Genomic DNA, 18,677 nt, shown 5'->3' on the forward strand with positions numbered 1-18,677 from the left:
ATTTAAAAAAATCGAAACACTCGAACTGACATAAAAAAGGATTTTCACTGCAATCCTTAACGCAAAACAATATAACGAATATACTTGGTTCGTATTTTAATTACAACGCAAGTAAGTTAAAGTTTTATGAAATTTTTAAATATTTAGTTTAAGAAATCACTATTTAATATCATGGGTATTACGAGTCCTACCACAATAGCCGAAACCACCATAATCCAGTCTCGTTTTGAAAATCTAAAAATAGTTTGACCAATGTAGCCTAAAAAGAGCACTATAAACACGATGATGACTTGTGCCAACTCAATACCTAAAGCAAATTCCAGAAGTAGTACCAATTTATTATCAGAATCACCTAAAAGCATTTGAAACTCGCGTGCAAAACCCAATCCGTGAATCAATCCAAAGAATAAGGTGGACAAAAATAATACACCAACTTTTTCTTTTTGCGCACCTTTACCTGATGTAAATACATTAAAAAGCGCTACAACTAAAATAGTAATAGGTATTAAAAATTCTACTATGGTGGCATTTACGTTTACTACATTATAAGCAGCAAGAACTAAAGAAAGTGTGTGTCCCAAAGTAAACATGGATACCAACAACAACACTCGCTTCCAGTCTTTAAAAACGTAAGGTATTGTTAAAACAATTAGAAATAAAACGTGGTCGTAGGCATTAATATCTAGAACGTGATCGATACCATATTTAACATTAAACCAGAAATTTTCAAGCATAATAATTAAGATTTTAGGGTTGTTTCAAATATACAATTAATTAGGCTCCGTTAAACGTTAACGTACTTTTTACCTAACTGCATAAGCATCTCTTTTGTTATAGCATCTAAAGTAAACTTGTGTTTCCATTTCCAGTGTTCTCTGGCAAAGGAGTCGTTAATATTTTTAGGCCAACTATTGGCTATATCCTGCCTGTAATCTGGCTCGTATTGTATTTTAAAATCTGGTATATGGGCTTTTATACTTTCCGCTATTTCTTTAGGTGTAAAACTTATAGCCGACAAATTATAAGATGACCTGATTTTAACATCACTAGATTTGGCTTTCATAATATCGATGGTTGCTTTAATGGCATCATCCATATACATCATAGGAAGTTCAGTGTCTTCCTTTAAAAAGCAATTGTAGAATTTGTTTTTTATGGCTTCATGATATATTTCAACAGCATAATCGGTAGTACCGCCACCAGGTAATGTTTTCCAACTTATAATCCCAGGATAACGCAAACTACGCACATCAACTTCATACTTATTATGGTAATATTCGCACCAACGCTCACCAACCTGCTTTGTAATACCATAAACCGTAGTTGGCTCCATTACGGTATATTGTGGTGTAAATTCGGTTGGGGTTGTTGGCCCAAAAACAGCAATACTTGATGGCCAAAATATTTTTTTAATAAACTTAGCACGAGCCAAATTCAATACATGGAACAACGATGACATGTTTAAATCCCATGCTTTCATTGGATACTTTTCGCCGGTTGCGCTTAACATAGCAGCCATTAAATACACCGTATCTATGTTGTATTTTTCTACGCAAACTTTAATGCTTGCATAGTCTTGAGCATCTACAATTTCAAAAATGCCGCCATTAACAATATCAAGATTGTTATAACTAATATCACTTGCAATTACGTTTTCATCGCCATGTAAGCTCCTAAGCTTAGTTGTTAATTCTGAACCTATTTGCCCGCACGCACCAATTATTAATATTTTTGAACTCATTTAAAATCTTTCTAATAAGAATTTTTCAAAAATAATAAGATTATATTGATAATATGATATTTTGAAATCCATTATTTTTGATAAATTTTTAATTCACTAGAAATTAAGTATTACCATATCTTTGCAGCACAGTGTTATTTTAAAAAATAGTTTATGGTTATTAAAACATTAAACATATTATGTCTTCTCTTAATACTTATTTCTTGCAAAAACAATCAGGAAGCGGGTCCTGATGATAATGTTGAAAAACAAAGTCAAGAAATAACTGAACTTGATATTTCTAAATTAAAATACATAGACTATGCTCTGGATGCTAAAACGGAAGATACTATTAAAGATTGGCAAGCATATTATCAATTACAAGATGTTATCATTAACATAAAAAAAGGAGATTTAAGCTTTTTTAACAATAACGAAGAAGAGGTTAAAATACTACTTAGCAAACTAAGAGAAAATATTCCTCAACAAATATCAAGCCCTTCGGTTTTAGCCAGAATACTCGTTCTTGAAACCAAAATATTGAAACTTGAAAGCTTATCAAATTTAGCCACAACCAGCAAGGAAGAACTTTTAATTACAATTAAAGAGTTTTTAGTGGCGTGTTCTAACATTAACTTTCAAATGAATAAAAAAATAGAATTTGACGGTCGTGATATTGAAAAACCTTAAAATTGAGGATTTCTCACTTCTTCTATTAATATTTTGTTAATGTTTATGAATAACTCTGTTAAAATACGTAAGTATTGGTAAATTCGTAACGATTTTAAAAACAATACTAAATATGAAAATACATTTAAACTTATTATCGCTTTGTAGTGCGTTTGCCCTATTAAGTCTTACCGCTTGCAAAAAAGATGCAAGTAAAGATTTGGCAAGTGCGGAAGCTTCACCAGGAATAAACCTGGAATTTATGGACACTGAAACATCTCCTAACCAAGATTTTTTCAGATATGTTAATGGCAAATGGCTTGACAACACCGAAATACCGGATGATCATTCAAGCTGGGGTAGTTTTAACGAACTTAGAAAGAAAACCGATGCTGATGCCTTATCAATTTTAGAAATGGCTATGTCTGATAACAAAGACTTAAAAAAGATTGAAGTTTTACCTGGTTCAGATCAAGATAAAGCCATTAAGTTATACCAAACTATAATGGATACTGTTAGCAGAGACAAACAAGGTATAGAGCCTATAAAACCATATCTAAGCAAAATTGAAGCTATCAATAGCATTAACGATTTACAAGATTTTCTTGAAGAAATGGAACCAACTGGAGGTGCTGGATTTTTTGGTTTTGGTGTTAGCGCTCATACTAAAAATAGTGATATTAACGCTGCTTATTTGGGTACAGGCAGATTAGGCCTTCCAGATAGAGATTATTATGTAAAAGATGATGCAGATTCGAAAGAAAAAAGAGAACAATATGTAGCACATATTACAAAAATGTTGCAGTTTTTAGGTGATTCTGAAGAGGCTGCAAGCGCAGAAGCAAAAAAAATTCTTGCTTTCGAAACACGTTTGGCAGAACCAAGAATGGATAAAGTAGACCGAAGAGATGCTAGAAAAAGGTACAATCCTCGTTCAATAAGTCAATTACAAAATATGGTTCCTTCTATAAACTGGAAAAATTATTTTGAGGGCATCGGTGTAAAAAAAATAGATACAGTAATAGTAAGTGAAGTAAAATACATGGATGCGCTTCAAGGTATATTGGCTGAAAATAATGTTTCTGATTGGAAATCATATTTACGTTGGTCATTATTTAATAGTGCATCAAGCATGTTAAGTAAAGACATTGAAGAAGCTAGTTTTGATTTTTATGGAAAAACGCTTAGTGGTGCAAAAAAGCAGCGTCCAAGAGATGAAAGAGCTTTACAAACCTTAAACGGTACTATTGGTGAAGCCTTAGGTAAATTATATGTGCAAGAAAAATTTCCACCCGAAGCTAAAGAAAAAGCTGAAAAAATGATTGCCAATGTAATAAAGGCTTTTGAAAATAGAATCAATGCTTTACCATGGATGACGGATGACACCAAAGCAAAAGCAGTTGAAAAACTATTAGCTTTAAAAGTTAAAATTGCATATCCGGATAAATGGAGAGACTATTCTGATTTAGAAATTGCTGGAACAGATGAAAATGGTTCTTACCTTCAGAATATGATGAATGCTCGCGTGTGGAATCACAACCAAAATTTAGATGATTTGGGGAATCCTGTTGATAAAACAAGATGGGGAATGGCACCTCAAATAGTGAATGCTTATTTTAGACCATCATTTAACGAGATTGTTTTCCCTGCGGCTATTTTACAACCTCCTTTCTATAACTATTTGGCAGATGATGCCGTAAATTATGGCGGTATTGGTGCTGTTATTGGTCATGAAATTTCGCATTGTTTTGATGATTCTGGTTCTAGATACGACAAAAATGGCAACCTAAATAATTGGTGGACTGAAGACGACTTAAAGCAATTTGAAGCTTTAGGTAAAGCCTTAGCAGATCAGTATAGTGCTATTGAAGTTTTACCTGATGTCTATATTAATGGTCCATTTACCCTAGGCGAAAATATTGGAGATTTAGGTGGCGTATTAGCAGCTTATGATGCTTTGCAGCTTTCTTTAGGTGATGGAGAAAGGGAACTTATTGATGGGTTTACGCCAGAACAGCGCTTTTTCTTATCGTGGGCAACGGTTTGGAGAACAAAGATGAGAGATGATGCGCTTAGAAATAGAATTAAAACAGATCCTCATTCTCCTGGAATGAATCGAGCAGTACAGCCTTTATTAAATATTGATGCTTTCTACGAAGCTTTCAATATTAAAGAAGGGGATTCTATGTATATAAAGCCAGAAGATCGAGTAAGAATTTGGTAATAATCCATAGTTTTATAAAAATAAAAAGGAAGTATAAATTTATACCGCCTTTTTATTTTTAAATTCATAATGACACCTCTTAAAACACAATATTTACAAAAGGTATTATAGCACTTGTATATACACTTTCGTTCTCATCATAAAGAATATTATATTTTGCGCCAATCGATATTTTATCTGTAACATTAAATCCTGCTCCGAAAAATAGAGCAGAGTCCCAATAGTTGTTTTTTATTGTTCCTTGTTCTGTTTCCGTTTTTGTAGACACATTTAATTCTACAAATTCTAACAACAAAGACATTTTTTTTATTGGACTATATAAAAATAATACATTGCCGCCAACAGTAGTTGTGTTTTGATAATTTTTTATTGATGTATAGCTGCCTTGTAACCCTCCTCCAAATGATACCTTATCACTAACTTTATATGTTAAATTAGGTGATAAGTTAATATTAGTACCTCCAACAAAATTCAGTCCAAATCCAAATCCAAATTTTAATCTTTTCTGTTCTTTCGCAACACTGTCTAAAACTATTGTATTTGTAGTTTGTGAAAATCCATTTTTTCCAAAAAGAATAAACCCAGCAAAAAACAATAATCTAAAAAACAACTTGTTCACTTTCATATTCGGGAAATTAATTTTTTGGTTGCGAAGCTGCTTGCTGTAAAGCTTGCTTTTGTCTTAATAGCTCCGATTTCGTTAATTGTATTAAATTAAAGTTCGGCGAAGTTTTTAACGCTGCATCTAAAATATCAACTGCAGCATCAATATTAGCTTTTTTATCCTTATTGTAAGTAAGTAAAGCATTTAAGTACATAAACGCCGATTTTAAAGACACCTCATAAGGTTGTTGTGTTTCATAAAAAGCCTTTTTCATATCATCTTTAGAATTTGCTAAACCATAATTAATATGCTTTTCGGCTTCGGTCAATTTTTTAGTTTGTAGGCTAAGTTCTGCCAATTCATAAGCAATTAAAGCATTCGGAGTTCTTTTAAACATTTCTTCAAAATTCCCAATAGCCAATTCTGGTTGATTAACCGCTTTTAAAGACACCGCTTTAACCTCAACCGCAATATCGGAATCCGTAGCACTTCTTTCAATACCAATAGTGTTTAAAGCCTGAATGTATTTATTCTCGCTCATGTAAATGTATGCCAAAGTATCTGCTCTTTCTTTCGAAGGGTTCAGTACATTTAAATGTGTCATGGCATCAATAATACCTTGAACATCGCCTTGTAATTTCATTTGCTTATAATAAGCTTCATAATGCTTCATTAATTCTGAGTTAGTTTGTGCACTCAACATAAAACTGCTCATCAATAAAACCAATCCAAGTAATTTTTTCATCTTGTTTTTTTATATTTATTTTTTTGTGCGCTAAAACTATAAAAAAATACCATTTAATCTCTTAAAAGTATGCTAATTATTTATTTTAATATCGAAAATCTAAATTCTTAAATGCCCTTTTGAGTAATTGACGCCGAAACTCATTTTAGGAAAATTGGAAAAAAATAATTACATTTAAAATTATTAAATTCAATAGTTATGGGAATAAAAAGCTTTCAAGGTGCCAGAAGACAACAGTCAAACACCACAGATGACATACCTTTAAAGGTTAGCGATTACATGACCACGAATTTGATTACGTTTACTCCTGATCAAACTATTGAGAGCGTTATGCAATCTTTGATTAAGAATAGAATTTCTGGTGGCCCAGTAGTTAATGATAAAAATGAGCTTATTGGTATAATATCTGAAGGTGATTGTATTAAGCAAATTAGTGAAAGTCGATACTACAATATGCCGATGCAGGACAAAACCATTGAAAAACACATGGCAATGAACGTTGAAACCATTGATGGGAATATGAATATTTTTGATGCCGCTAATAAATTTTTAGAAGCTAAAAGGCGTCGTTTCCCAATTGTTGAAAATGGTAAACTTGTTGGGCAAATAAGTCAAAAAGATGTACTTAAAGCGGCTATGCAGTTAAAAGGTCATAACTGGAAATAACTATTCCTTTTATGTTCCTTTTTTTAAAAAGTGATACAACTTACGTGTTACTCTCTTTTAGCTCTCCCTTTTTACTAACGCATAATAATCATTATCAATAGGTAAGTATCCTTGGTCGTATACAAAGTAATACACGGTTCCTGCTTTTGTAGTATAAATACTTGTGAAGTAATTAAAATCGAACCCTGCTTCAATTAATTTTGCCCGAGATGTTTTGGTTTTTTGATCTGGATTAAGGGTTTCTAAAATTCTATAATTTTTCCGTAGTCGGTTATTTGTATTACGAATTAAATTTTTGCTGTCTTTATTTACGCGATTGTTGTAGGCATTTCTGCAAGCATCACTACAGAATTTTTTATCTATTCTTCCAACAATTTTTTCGTTACACTCAAGGCATTCCTTTTTTTTCATTTATTTAATATGGGTATATAAGCCAGCCAAGGGCCAACTTCAGTTTTATATTGTTTAGCCATAACTCTAGCTATTTGTGCAATATGACCTAAATCATGGGCTACCCAAGTAGCCAATAAGTTTTTAAGCGTTACTTCACCTAATTCGGGATGCATTGCTTTTAAATTAAAATCAGCTTTTGAGAAGCTTATTGTTTTTAAATAGTTTAAGTTCTGACGTCTTAATTCTGAAAACTCATGTAACAAATCTAAAAGTGATTTTCCTTTAGAATCTTCAAATTGAGCAAACCTATCAAAAGGTTCGAAAATTTTGCTGTCATCGGAACTCAAAACTATGTTTAGTCTTGGTATCCAATCTGTCTTTTCACCATGAACCAAATGGCCTACAACATCAAAAGCTCTCCAAGTATTTTCACCTTCATCGGATAAAATCCATTCATCAGACAAATTTTCTAAAAACGAAGTTATCGTTTTAGGAGTTTGTTCTAAAATCTCTATTGCTTTGTCAATACTGTATTCCATAGATATGCAATATACGAAAATATTCGTTTACAAACGACTACAAACATTTACAAACGATTTTAAATAAGTAAATACCGAATAAAATTTGGATGCTATTTGATATTTGCAGTGTCGAAACATAAGAACTCGATAGTATTAACTGTTTAACAATTAAAATTTAAAATTATGAACACACTTAGAAACAAAGTACAGTTGATTGGTAACTTAGGAAACGATCCAGAAATCATCAATTTAGAATCTGGTAAAACATTAGCAAAATTTAATGTTGCTACTAACGAAAGCTACACGAATAATAAAGGCGAAAAGATAACTGATACGCAATGGCATAACGTGGTGGCATGGGGTAAAACTGCTCAAATAATTGAAAAATATGTAACCAAAGGTAAAGAAGTTGCCATTGAAGGTAAACTTACTTCACGAAGTTATGACGATAAAGATGGAAACAAGCGCTACATCACAGAAATAGTATGTAGCGAGCTACTTATGTTAGGGAAATAAATCTGATTTCATTTTAGGGCGATTTTCAGAAATCGCCCTTTTTTAGTTTTTGATATTAAAAAATCTCTTTAACCACAACTACTAGCTATTTATATGGTTACAAAAAACCTATTTAATGGCGTTTTTTTTTAATTATTCACAATTAGAATTCATTAAATAAAAAATATTAATAATTATTCTAATAGCTTGCTAACTTTAATAATAGCTTCACTACATTTATAGTTAATTTTCAATAGTAAAAAAACATGTCAGTAGAGCCAAAACTAACCCGATTTAAGCAAAACGTATTGTCAAAATACCAAATATACAATAGTATATTTATGACACTTCCTTTTGATGCTATTACAAAAACGGGCGTTTTACTTCCTCTGTTTCATGAAACTTGCAAAAAAGGATTTGAAAAAGGAGACGATCCTACAACCATAGTTGATACTTTTTTTAAAAAATACCAGGCGCGACGTACTGAAGAAAGTAGAATAGATCTTCTTTTTAGATTTATTCAATATATCGAAAGACAGGTAGTTTTATTTGATGCCATTGAAGATGCTGCTTTCCCAATAGTTAACAATATGGAAGGCATTGGAACTTTAAGAAACTTAAAAGAGTCAGCTGTTTCAGAAAATCAAATAGAAGAATTAAAAAATTATCTTGAAGAGTTTAAAGTACGAATTGTTTTAACTGCCCATCCAACACAATTTTATCCAGGTTCTGTTTTAGGCATTATTACAGATTTAACTCAAGCTATAAAAGACAACGATTTATCAAAAATCAATAATTTATTTGGTCAATTAGGTAAAACCCCATTCTTTAAAAGAGAAAAACCAACACCTTACGACGAAGCCATTAGTTTAATATGGTATTTAGAAAATGTATTTTATAAATCGTTTGGCGAAATATACAATTACATCCAACAAAACATTTATGACGACGGGAAAAAACACAATGAAATAATAAACATTGGATTCTGGCCTGGAGGGGATAGAGATGGAAACCCTTTTGTAAAACCAGATACCACTCTTAAGGTTGCGGCAAAATTAAAGCAAACCATCTTAAAAAAATATTACTTAGATCTTAAAAAATTAAGACGCAAACTAACTTTTAGAGGTGTTGAAGAGCGTGTTATTAATTTAGAAACCAGACTATATAATTATAGCATTAACTTAAATCCTGAAGATAGTATAACATCTAAGGAGTTAATAATAGAGTTACTTGACATAAGAAATACCGTTGTTGATGAACATCAATCACTTTATGTTAATGACATTAATAAATTGATAAACAGAATCCATATGTTCGGATTTTATTTTGCAACTTTAGATATCAGACAAGACAGTAGAATACACCATTCCGTTTTCACAACAGTTATAGATCATTTAATCAATACCGGTAGTTCGTCATTCCCAAGTAATTATCACGATTTATCCGAAAAAGAGCAAATTAAAATACTTGCCAAAGCAAATGACAATATTACTGATTTAGATTCTTTTGAAGATGAAATGGTAAGAAACACCTTAAAAACCATTGGTATAATTAAGGATATTCAAAAAACCAATGGCGAACGTGGAGCAAACCGATATATAATAAGCAACAACCAAACAGCTTTAAATGTTATGCAACTTTTCGCCATGTTAAAAATGGTGGCTTTTAAAGATGAATTAACCGTTGATATCGCTCCTTTATTTGAAACTATTACCGACTTAGAAAACGCTCCTAAAGTTATGGAGCAGCTATATACTAATAAAGAGTATATGGCACATTTAAGCGAGCGCGGAAGTAAACAAACTATCATGCTTGGTTTTTCTGATGGCACTAAAGATGGAGGCTATTTAATGGCCAATTGGGGTATATATAAAGCTAAGGAATTACTTACTGAGATGTCTAGAAAATATGATGTTACAGCAATTTTCTTTGATGGTCGTGGTGGACCTCCTGCTCGTGGTGGCGGTAAAACACATCAGTTTTATGCTTCATTAGGTCCAACTATTGAAGACAAAGAAGTACAACTTACTATACAAGGGCAAACAATAAGCTCTAATTTTGGAACCCTAGATTCTTCTCAATATAACTTAGAGCAATTAATAAGTTCAGGAATTAAAAACAGAATAGGTAGTGATAAAAATAAAATGTCTGATGAAGATAGAGTTGTAATGAATGACTTAGCTGAAACTAGCTACCAAACCTATAAGGATTTTAAAAGTCACCCAATGTTCATACCTTATTTAGAGCGTATGAGTACTTTAAAATATTATGCAAAAACCAATATTGGAAGTCGCCCTTCAAAACGAGGTAATTCTGATAAATTAGTGTTTTCTGATTTAAGAGCTATTCCTTTTGTTGGCTCTTGGAGTCAATTAAAGCAAAATGTTCCTGGATTTTTTGGAGTAGGTACTGCATTAAAAAAATATGAAGATAAAGGTGAATTCTATAAAGTAGAACAGTTATATAATAACTCTAAATTCTTTAAAACGCTCCTTGAAAACAGTATGATGAGTTTGACGAAATCATTTTTTGATTTAACCAAGTATATGTCTAATGATGAAGAGTTTGGAGCTTTTTGGAATATTATTTATACAGAATATACAACTACTAAAAACTTACTTTTAAAACTAACAGGGTATCAAGAATTGATGGAAAACGAACCTTCAGGAAAAGCATCTATTGAGGTTAGAGAATCTATCGTTCTCCCTTTGCTTACAATACAACAATTTGCTCTTAAAAAAATTCAAGAATTAGAAAAAGCAGGCGTTTCTGTTGATGATGAACAAAAGAAAATTTTCGAGAAAATTGTTACACGTTCATTATTCGGAAACATTAATGCTAGTAGAAATTCTGCTTAAAACTCAAATTCTTAACTTAAGTAAAAAAGCTTTTACAATTTAATTGTAAAAGCTTTTTTAGTATTATAATATCATCTTAAAGAAAAAGGGCGCCTTGTATAAAACAAGACACCCTTTAACACTAACTAAAGATATATTTATATTCTAATGCTCATTTAATCTAAAATCTGGATAAGCATCCATACCGTGCTCGTGCGCATCTAAACCTTCAAGTTCTTCTTTTTCAGAAACTCTGATGCCTACTGTTTTCTTAAGTACAAAGAATATTAAGAAAGAAGATACTATACAAATTCCCGCATAACAAAGAACACCTATTAATTGAGCTACAAAAGTATGGTCTGGGTTAGTTGAAAAAATTCCAACTGCTAAAGTTCCCCAAATACCACAAACTAAATGTACTGCAATAGCACCAACTGGGTCATCTAATTTAATAGCGTCAATAAAACTAACCGCAAAAACAATTAAAGCTCCTGCAACAGCACCAATTAGAATCGCACTTTCTGGAGTCATAACATCTGCCCCTGCTGTAATACCAACCAATCCTCCTAAAATACCATTTAAGAACATGGTTAAATCTAAATTTTTGAATCTTAAAAAAGACACAAGTGCAGCAACTACTCCACCTGCGGCAGCAGCTAAACACGTAGTTACCAATGCTAAAGACGTTAATTCTGGGTCAGCTGAAAGCACAGAACCTCCGTTAAATCCAAACCATCCTAACCATAAAATTAATACCCCTGCAGTTGCCATTGGTATGCTATGTCCTGGAATTGCCTGAGGTTTACCATCTTTAAATTTACCTATTCTTGATCCTAGTAACCAAACTGCTACTAATGCAGCCCAACCACCAACTGAATGTACTAATGTAGAACCTGCAAAATCATAAAATCCTAATTCATCTAAGAATCCTCCACCCCATTTCCATGATCCAGCTATTGGGTAAATTAATCCTACATAAATAACTGTAAAAACCATAAAAGGTCCAATTTTAATGCGCTCTGCTACAGCACCAGAAACTATTGTTGCCGCTGTTGCTGCAAACATACCTTGAAATAAGAAATCTGTCCACCAAGTATAACCGCCGTCAGCATACTCTGGAGTCATTCCATTTTCAGGTGGTGAAATACCAGGAACAATAGATCCTATATACCCATTAAACTCACCAGGATACATAAGGTTAAATCCTACCAAGTAGTAAAGCAAAAGACCTACTGTAATAATAAAGATATTCTTAAATAATATGTTAATTGTATTTTTTTGTCTTGTTAACCCAATTTCTAAAAATGCAAAACCAGTGTGCATGAAGAAAACGAGTGCTGTACAGATCATCATCCATACGTTATTTGCTGTAAATAATCCTTCCATTATATGTTATTTTTAAGTGTTATTATCTTAAAGTGTCACCACCTTTATCTCCTGTTCGTATTCTGTAAACTTCTTTGATGTCCGATACAAAGATTTTACCATCACCAACCTCACCAGTAGCGGCAGATTTAAGAATAGCTTGAATAGTTGCTTCTTCGAAATCGTCATTTACAACAATTGACAAATATCTTCTTTGGATATCACTAGTACTATACGATACACCACGATACACATGTCCTTCCTTTTCATTTCCTATACCAGTAACATCCCAGTAAGAGAAAAAATTTACTCCAACCTCGTGCAATGCTTCTTTTACTACACGATATTTGGATTTTCTAATAATTGCTTCAATTTTTTTCATATTGAATTTAGTTTTATTGATTACACGTTAAGTCCAAAGCATCGTTGTAAAAACGATGCTTTGGAATTTTTTATATTAGAATGAGTAGATTGCAGCTAAAGTAAATGCAGCTAAATTATCAGCAGCAGCACCATCATTATCAATGTAAGGCATTGAATTGCTCCAAGAATCTAATCTAATTTCTGGCTTAATAATTAAGTTTTCTAAAGTATAACTACCCGTTAAAGTTGTAGCAAATACACTTGGTAAATCACTAGCATCTCCATGAAGCGCGAAATACTCACCTCTTAACCCTACTGAAAAACTATCAGAAGTTGCTACTTGAGGATATAAGGCGGCTCCGTAAAAACCTGAACCATCATTATCATTATATGCACCGTTGATACCTAAGAAGAAAGAATCCGATAAATCAAAACCACCTGTATAGTCGATTTCAAATCCTAAACCACCATTATTTCCGCTATCATAATATAAGTTAAGAAATTGTCCGTAAGCCCCTAATTGTGCACCAAATGCATACTCCCCGCTAAAAGAAACGTCATTCGTATCCCAAGGATTAGTAACTGCTAACATTAAACTTACATCATCAGATAAAGCAAAATCAGCCTTTAAACCCATATGTGAAAAAGGACCACTTGAAAATAAATAAGAACAACTATAGTTAAAGTTTGCTGCTGGAGCAATTACTTCATAACCTAAAAACGTATTCCATCTACCAAAAGTTAAAGTAGTGCTTTCCGAAACATTCCAATAAACATATGCTTGGTTTACAATACCATCTACTATATCCGTATTAAAAGTTGCACCAGCACCTCTTGGTCCAGTAACTAAATCTAAAACAGCTCCAACTTTTTCACCTTCATAGCTTGCAATAATGTTTCCCATACCAAATGCAAAACCTGATTGTCCAGCAAAAGCAGTTCCGAAAGATACCCCTTCATTATCAGGAGCAGTTAAATAGGTTTGGAAGTAAGCATCAACCGAACCACTAATTGTTAACTTTTTTTTATCTTCTTCTTGAGCAAATAAACTACATGCTATAAAGAACATTGAAAGTGTAATAATTTTTTTCATAATTGTTTTCATTTTAAGTTATTAATTTTTTTATGTTATTTTCCTTAAGAACGTCGTAAAACTATATGAAAATATTTTAACCCCCATTAAAAAAGGGGGTCTTTGGTTTATTTTTATCAATATTCAAATTTTTACCCTATTTTTTTATAGGTATTATGTTTATTATTTGATTTTTTGATTTTTCAACAAAGTCTAAATTTGAATTATCGTCAGTATTTTCTAATTTTTAATGATTTTATTTTTAATAACTAAAGTTTTTGTTACTATAAATTCAGATATCTTCAATTATCGTTAAAAACTTAGATTGAATATTTAATAAAAAACTGGTCTTATATTGATATATAAATATTTTTATTTGAGGTTCTCTTCTAAAATCGAAATAATGAAATACCCCTTATTGTAATTCAGTTACTTGTAACTATCTTAGCTTTCCAACTCAATTTATAGAACTAAAATTTGTTGATTATGCTGAAGAAACAAGGACTATATTTACCTGAATTTGAACACGAAAACTGTGGCGCAGGTTTTATTTGTAATCTTAAAGGAGAGAAAACAAATCAAATCATTCATGATGCGCTTGAAATTCTTGTAAAGTTAGAACATCGTGGTGGTGTTAGTGCAGATGGAAAAACAGGAGACGGTGCCGGTTTATTGATAGATATCCCTCATGAATATTTTCAAAGAGTTTGTGATTTTAAAATTCCAGAACCAAGGGAGTATGCCGTGGGTATGGTATTTCTTCCTAAAGTAAGAAACCAATATCAATTTTGTAAAGACACCTTTGAAAGAGAAATAAAAAATCAAGGACTTTCTGTTTTAGGATGGCGTAAAGTGCCTGTTGATTCATCGCAACTTGGAGAAATTGCAAAAGCTTCAGAGCCTTTTATTGAACAAATTTTTGTTGGGAAAACAGAGGCGATTGACGAAGCCACTTTTAAAGCTAAATTGTATGCTGCAAGAAAAATTACTGAGCATGAAATTCGTAAGTCAAAAATATCTGAAAGCAGTTATTTCTATCTTCCTAGTTTATCAACTACAACCTTAATATATAAGGGTATTATTATGCCTGAAGATATTGGGCCTTATTATACAGATTTACAGCAAATAGATTTAGTAACACGTTTGGCGTTAGTGCATCAACGATTCTCAACGAATACGATGCCTACATGGGAGTTAGCACAACCTTTCCGCTTTATGTGTCAAAATGGTGAAATTAACACCTTGCGTGGTAATGTAAGCAGAATGCGTGTTCGTGAAGAAATCATGAGAAGTGATGTTTTTGGACCACAAATAGAAAAGCTGTTCCCAATTATTCTTCCAGGAAAATCAGACTCAGCCTCAATGGATATGGTTGTTGAATTACTTACGCATACAGGTCGTTCGCTCCCAGAAATTATGATGATGATGATCCCTGAAGCATGGGAAAAACATAAAACCATGTCGGAAGAAAGAAAAGCATTTTACGAATATAATGCTTGTATAATGGAGCCTTGGGATGGCCCTGCTTCCGTACCTTTCACAGATGGTGATTATATTGGAGCCCTATTAGATAGAAATGGTTTAAGACCATCAAGATATACCGTAACTAAAAGCGGAAAACTAATCATGTCGTCAGAAATTGGCGTTGTAGATATAGCGCCTGAAGACATTGAAAGTCATGGCCGTTTGGAACCAGGAAAAATGTTCTTGGTTGATATGAATAAAGGACGCATTATAAAAGATGAGGAAATTAAAAGTAAAATTGTTTTAGAAAGACCCTATAAAGAGTGGTTGGCTAAAACCCGTTTACACTTAAGAGATGTACCTTATACTAGCGAAACTTGTCCTATTGAAACCATAGATATTAAAACGCGCCAACGCTTATTTAATTACACTTTTGAAGACATTCAAGAGGTTATTACACCTATGGCACTTGCTGGTAAAGAAGCACTAGGGTCTATGGGTATTGATACTCCTTTAGCGGTTTTATCAGACAGACCTCAACTTATATCAAATTACTTTAAACAGTTATTTGCACAAGTAACTAACCCGCCATTGGATGGGATACGTGAAGAAATTGTAACCGATATTGCTCTAAACCTAGGTAAAGACCGAAATATTTTTAGTATTACCGAAAGACAATGTAGAAAGCTTCGTATTCAAAACCCTGTAATTTCTAATGCGGATTTAGAAAAAATTAGAACCATAAATATTGAAAGTTTTAAAGCCGAAACTATTCAAATATTATACCCAAAAGCACAGGGGTTAAATGGTTTAGAAGACGCTCTAGAAGATGTAATCACACAAGTTGAAAAGGCTTTAGACAGGAAGACTAATATTATTATTTTATCAGATAGAGGTGTTAATCAAGAGTTTGCTCCAATCCCTGCTTTATTGGCTTGCTCGTATGTTAACCATCAATTAAATCGCTTACGTAAGCGTTCGTATTTCGATATTATTATAGAATCTGCCGAACCTCGTGAACCTCATCATTTTGCTACTTTATTTGGCTATGGCGCAAGTGCTATTAACCCTTATATGGTAAACGAAATTATCAGAATGCAGGTTAAAGAAGGCTTTATTACCAATATGGATGAAGATAAAGCGGTTGAAAACTTTAATAAAGCTATCGGTAAAGGAATTCTGAAAATAATGAACAAAATAGGAATCTCTACACTACATTCTTATAGAGGTTCTCAAATTTTCGAAATTGTTGGTTTTAATTCACAATTTGTAGAAAAATATTTCCCATATACCGCCTCAAGAATTGAAGGTATTGGATTGTACGAGATAGAAAGAGAGATTAATGAGCGCTACAAACAAGCCTATCCAGATAATCAAATCGATAAGAAATTAGGATTAAATATTGGTGGTGATTATAGATGGAGAAGAAATGGAGAAAGACATTTGTTTAATCCAACCACAGTTGCAAAATTACAGCAAGCTGTTAGATTAAGCGACCAAAACGCTTATGATGTATATTCTAAGTCCATCAATGAACAGTCTGAAAACCTAATGACTATTCGTGGTTTATTTGAATTTGACAATTTAGACCCTATTCCTTTAGACGAAGTAGAGCCTTGGACAGAGATTGTAAAACGTTTTAAAACTGGTGCAATGTCTTATGGGTCTATTTCTCGTGAAGCCCATGAAAATTTAGCGATTGCCATGAACCGTATTGGTGGAAAATCCAATTCTGGTGAAGGTGGAGAAGATAGAAAGCGTTTTCATCCTGATATGAATGGCGATAGTCGAAACTCTGCTATTAAACAAGTGGCATCAGGACGATTTGGAGTAACATCGCATTACCTTACCAATGCAAAGGAAATACAGATAAAAATGGCACAAGGTGCTAAACCTGGTGAAGGTGGACAATTACCAGGAGAAAAAGTATTACCATGGATTGCCGCTGCTAGAAACTCAACCCCTTTTGTTGGGTTAATTTCACCGCCGCCGCACCATGATATCTACTCTATAGAAGATTTAGCACAGTTAATTTTCGATTTAAAAAATGCAAATCGTGATGCTCGAATTAATGTAAAATTGGTGTCTGAAGTTGGTGTTGGTACCATAGCCGCTGGTGTTGCAAAAGCAAAAGCCGATGTGGTTCTTATTGCGGGATATGATGGTGGTACTGGAGCCTCTCCTTTAACATCTTTAAAACATGCTGGTTTACCTTGGGAACTTGGATTAGCCGAAGCACAACAAACCCTTGTTTTAAATAATTTAAGGAGTAGAATTGTTGTAGAATGTGATGGTCAATTAAAAACAGGTCGAGATGTTGCAATTGCAGCGCTTTTAGGTGCTGAGGAATTTGGATTTGCAACAGCGCCATTAGTAGCATCTGGATGTATTATGATGCGCAAATGTCACTTAAATACTTGCCCTGTAGGTGTTGCAACTCAAGACAAGGAGTTAAGAAAAAACTTTAAGGGAACTCCAGAACACGTTATTAATTTCTTCTTTTATATAGCTGAAGAATTAAGAGGCATTATGGCTCAATTAGGCTTTAGAACTTTAGCAGAAATGGTTGGTCAAACACACAAAATAAATGCTAATAAAGCCATCAAACATTACAAAGCTAAAGGCTTAGACTTATCGAGTATTTTACACAGACCTGGTGCTTATAGACAAATGATTGTAAAAAATACTGAAAAGCAAGAGCATAATTTAGATAATGTTCTAGACTTTACTATTCTTAAAGATTCTCACAGAGCGCTCTATAGAAAAGAAAAGATGACTCTTGAATATCCAATAAGAAACATAAACCGAACCGTTGGAGCCATAGTAAGTAATGAAATTTCAAAAATTTATGGTCATTTGGGATTACCTGAAGACACCTTAAATATTAATTTCACTGGTTCTGCAGGTCAAAGTTTTGGAGCCTTCGGAGCTCATGGTTTAACCTTCACTTTAGAAGGAAATACTAATGACTACTTGGGTAAAGGATTATCTGGTGCAAAACTCATAGTTAAAAAGCCAGCAAAGGCTGATTTCATAGCAGAAGAAAATATCATTATTGGTAATGTTTGCTTATTTGGTGCTGTACAAGGTGAAGCTTATATTAATGGTATTGCAGGTGAACGTTTTGCAGTACGTAACTCTGGAGCAATTGCTGTTGTTGAAGGTGTTGGAGATCATTGCTGTGAGTATATGACAGGTGGTAAAGTGGTTGTTCTTGGTAAAACGGGAAGAAACTTTGCTGCAGGTATGAGTGGTGGTATTGCCTATGTTTACGACCCTGAAAATAAATTTGTAAATGGGCTTTGTAATACCGAAACCATTGAATTTGAAGAAATTTCGTCGCAAGACGCCTTAGAATTAAAAGCTTTAATTGAAAAGCATAAATTATATACAGATAGCTCACTTGCAAATAAATTATTAAGTAATTGGGATGCTAGTTTAGGAAATTTTGTAAAAGTAATGCCTACCGAATATAAGCGTGCGCTTATACGCTTAGAGACTGAAGAGCCAATGGTAGAAGAATTAACAACAGCATAATG

General features: G+C 32.9%; 15 protein-coding genes. 6 read left to right on the top strand and 9 right to left on the bottom strand.

Translation table 11 applies throughout. The features are described from left to right. Positions 1-143 precede the first annotated feature (143 nt). Both L3X39_RS01850 and L3X39_RS01855 read right to left on the bottom strand, forming a co-directional pair. The gene (locus L3X39_RS01850; RefSeq protein ID WP_237229722.1) at positions 144-734 is read right to left on the bottom strand and encodes a HupE/UreJ family protein; all 591 of its coding nucleotides are present in this window, start codon (positions 732-734) and stop codon (positions 144-146) included. Between the two features lie 50 nt (positions 735-784). Then, positions 785-1,741 carry an NAD-dependent epimerase/dehydratase family protein gene (locus tag L3X39_RS01855; RefSeq protein ID WP_237229723.1) on the bottom strand — a complete coding sequence of 319 codons (957 nt, stop codon included), beginning with the start codon at positions 1,739-1,741 and terminating at the stop codon, positions 785-787. Between the two features lie 153 nt (positions 1,742-1,894). Here L3X39_RS01855 and L3X39_RS01860 point away from each other — a divergent pair, with 153 nt between their 5' ends. Together L3X39_RS01860 and L3X39_RS01865 are read left to right on the top strand one after the other, a co-directional pair. Then, entirely contained in the window at positions 1,895-2,410 is a 516-nt protein-coding gene (locus L3X39_RS01860; protein WP_237229724.1) for a hypothetical protein, read from the top strand. 112 nt (positions 2,411-2,522) lie between these two features. Further along, positions 2,523-4,613, top strand: a complete 2,091-nt coding sequence (locus L3X39_RS01865; protein WP_237229725.1) for a M13 family metallopeptidase — start codon at positions 2,523-2,525, stop codon at positions 4,611-4,613. 79 nt (positions 4,614-4,692) lie between these two features. Here the strand turns inward: L3X39_RS01865 and L3X39_RS01870 are convergent, their stop codons facing one another. Then, complete coding sequence (locus L3X39_RS01870; RefSeq protein WP_237229726.1) at positions 4,693-5,238, bottom strand: hypothetical protein; 546 nt, start codon at positions 5,236-5,238, stop codon at positions 4,693-4,695. 10 nt (positions 5,239-5,248) lie between these two features. After that, entirely contained in the window at positions 5,249-5,962 is a 714-nt protein-coding gene (locus tag L3X39_RS01875; protein WP_237229727.1) for a tetratricopeptide repeat protein, read from the bottom strand. A 198-nt stretch (positions 5,963-6,160) separates the two neighbouring features. Here L3X39_RS01875 and L3X39_RS01880 point away from each other — a divergent pair, with 198 nt between their 5' ends. Further along, the gene (locus tag L3X39_RS01880; RefSeq protein WP_237229728.1) at positions 6,161-6,628 is read left to right on the top strand and encodes a CBS domain-containing protein; all 468 of its coding nucleotides are present in this window, start codon (positions 6,161-6,163) and stop codon (positions 6,626-6,628) included. A 57-nt stretch (positions 6,629-6,685) separates the two neighbouring features. Here L3X39_RS01880 and L3X39_RS01885 read toward each other — a convergent pair whose 3' ends face one another. Continuing rightward, positions 6,686-7,039 (bottom strand): hypothetical protein, encoded by a 354-nt coding sequence (locus tag L3X39_RS01885; RefSeq protein WP_237229729.1) that lies wholly within the window; start codon positions 7,037-7,039, stop codon positions 6,686-6,688. Next, the gene (locus L3X39_RS01890) at positions 7,036-7,560 is read right to left on the bottom strand and encodes a DinB family protein (protein WP_237229730.1); all 525 of its coding nucleotides are present in this window, start codon (positions 7,558-7,560) and stop codon (positions 7,036-7,038) included. Before L3X39_RS01890 ends, L3X39_RS01885 begins: the two co-directional genes overlap by 4 nt. Before the next feature lie 165 nt (positions 7,561-7,725). Between L3X39_RS01890 and L3X39_RS01895 the strand changes: the two genes are divergently transcribed. Together L3X39_RS01895 and L3X39_RS01900 are read left to right on the top strand one after the other, a co-directional pair. Further along, positions 7,726-8,058, top strand: a complete 333-nt coding sequence (locus L3X39_RS01895) for a single-stranded DNA-binding protein (protein ID WP_237229731.1) — start codon at positions 7,726-7,728, stop codon at positions 8,056-8,058. Between the two features lie 245 nt (positions 8,059-8,303). Further along, complete coding sequence (locus L3X39_RS01900) at positions 8,304-10,895, top strand: phosphoenolpyruvate carboxylase (RefSeq protein ID WP_237229732.1); 2,592 nt, start codon at positions 8,304-8,306, stop codon at positions 10,893-10,895. A gap of 144 nt (positions 10,896-11,039) precedes the next feature. Here L3X39_RS01900 and L3X39_RS01905 read toward each other — a convergent pair whose 3' ends face one another. From L3X39_RS01905 to L3X39_RS01915, 3 genes are all read right to left on the bottom strand, one after another. Continuing rightward, positions 11,040-12,260 carry an ammonium transporter gene (locus L3X39_RS01905; protein WP_237229733.1) on the bottom strand — a complete coding sequence of 407 codons (1,221 nt, stop codon included), beginning with the start codon at positions 12,258-12,260 and terminating at the stop codon, positions 11,040-11,042. Between the two features lie 22 nt (positions 12,261-12,282). Next, positions 12,283-12,621 carry a P-II family nitrogen regulator gene (locus L3X39_RS01910; RefSeq protein ID WP_237229734.1) on the bottom strand — a complete coding sequence of 113 codons (339 nt, stop codon included), beginning with the start codon at positions 12,619-12,621 and terminating at the stop codon, positions 12,283-12,285. A 75-nt stretch (positions 12,622-12,696) separates the two neighbouring features. Continuing rightward, the gene (locus tag L3X39_RS01915) at positions 12,697-13,695 is read right to left on the bottom strand and encodes an outer membrane beta-barrel protein (RefSeq protein WP_237229735.1); all 999 of its coding nucleotides are present in this window, start codon (positions 13,693-13,695) and stop codon (positions 12,697-12,699) included. A 465-nt stretch (positions 13,696-14,160) separates the two neighbouring features. On the opposite strand from L3X39_RS01915, the gene gltB reads away from it, so the two are divergent. After that, positions 14,161-18,675 carry a glutamate synthase large subunit gene (gene gltB, locus L3X39_RS01920; RefSeq protein ID WP_237229736.1) on the top strand — a complete coding sequence of 1,505 codons (4,515 nt, stop codon included), beginning with the start codon at positions 14,161-14,163 and terminating at the stop codon, positions 18,673-18,675. Positions 18,676-18,677 lie beyond the last annotated feature (2 nt).

The organism is Flaviramulus multivorans (assembly GCF_021728415.1).
GTDB lineage: Bacteria > Bacteroidota > Bacteroidia > Flavobacteriales > Flavobacteriaceae > Sabulilitoribacter > Sabulilitoribacter multivorans.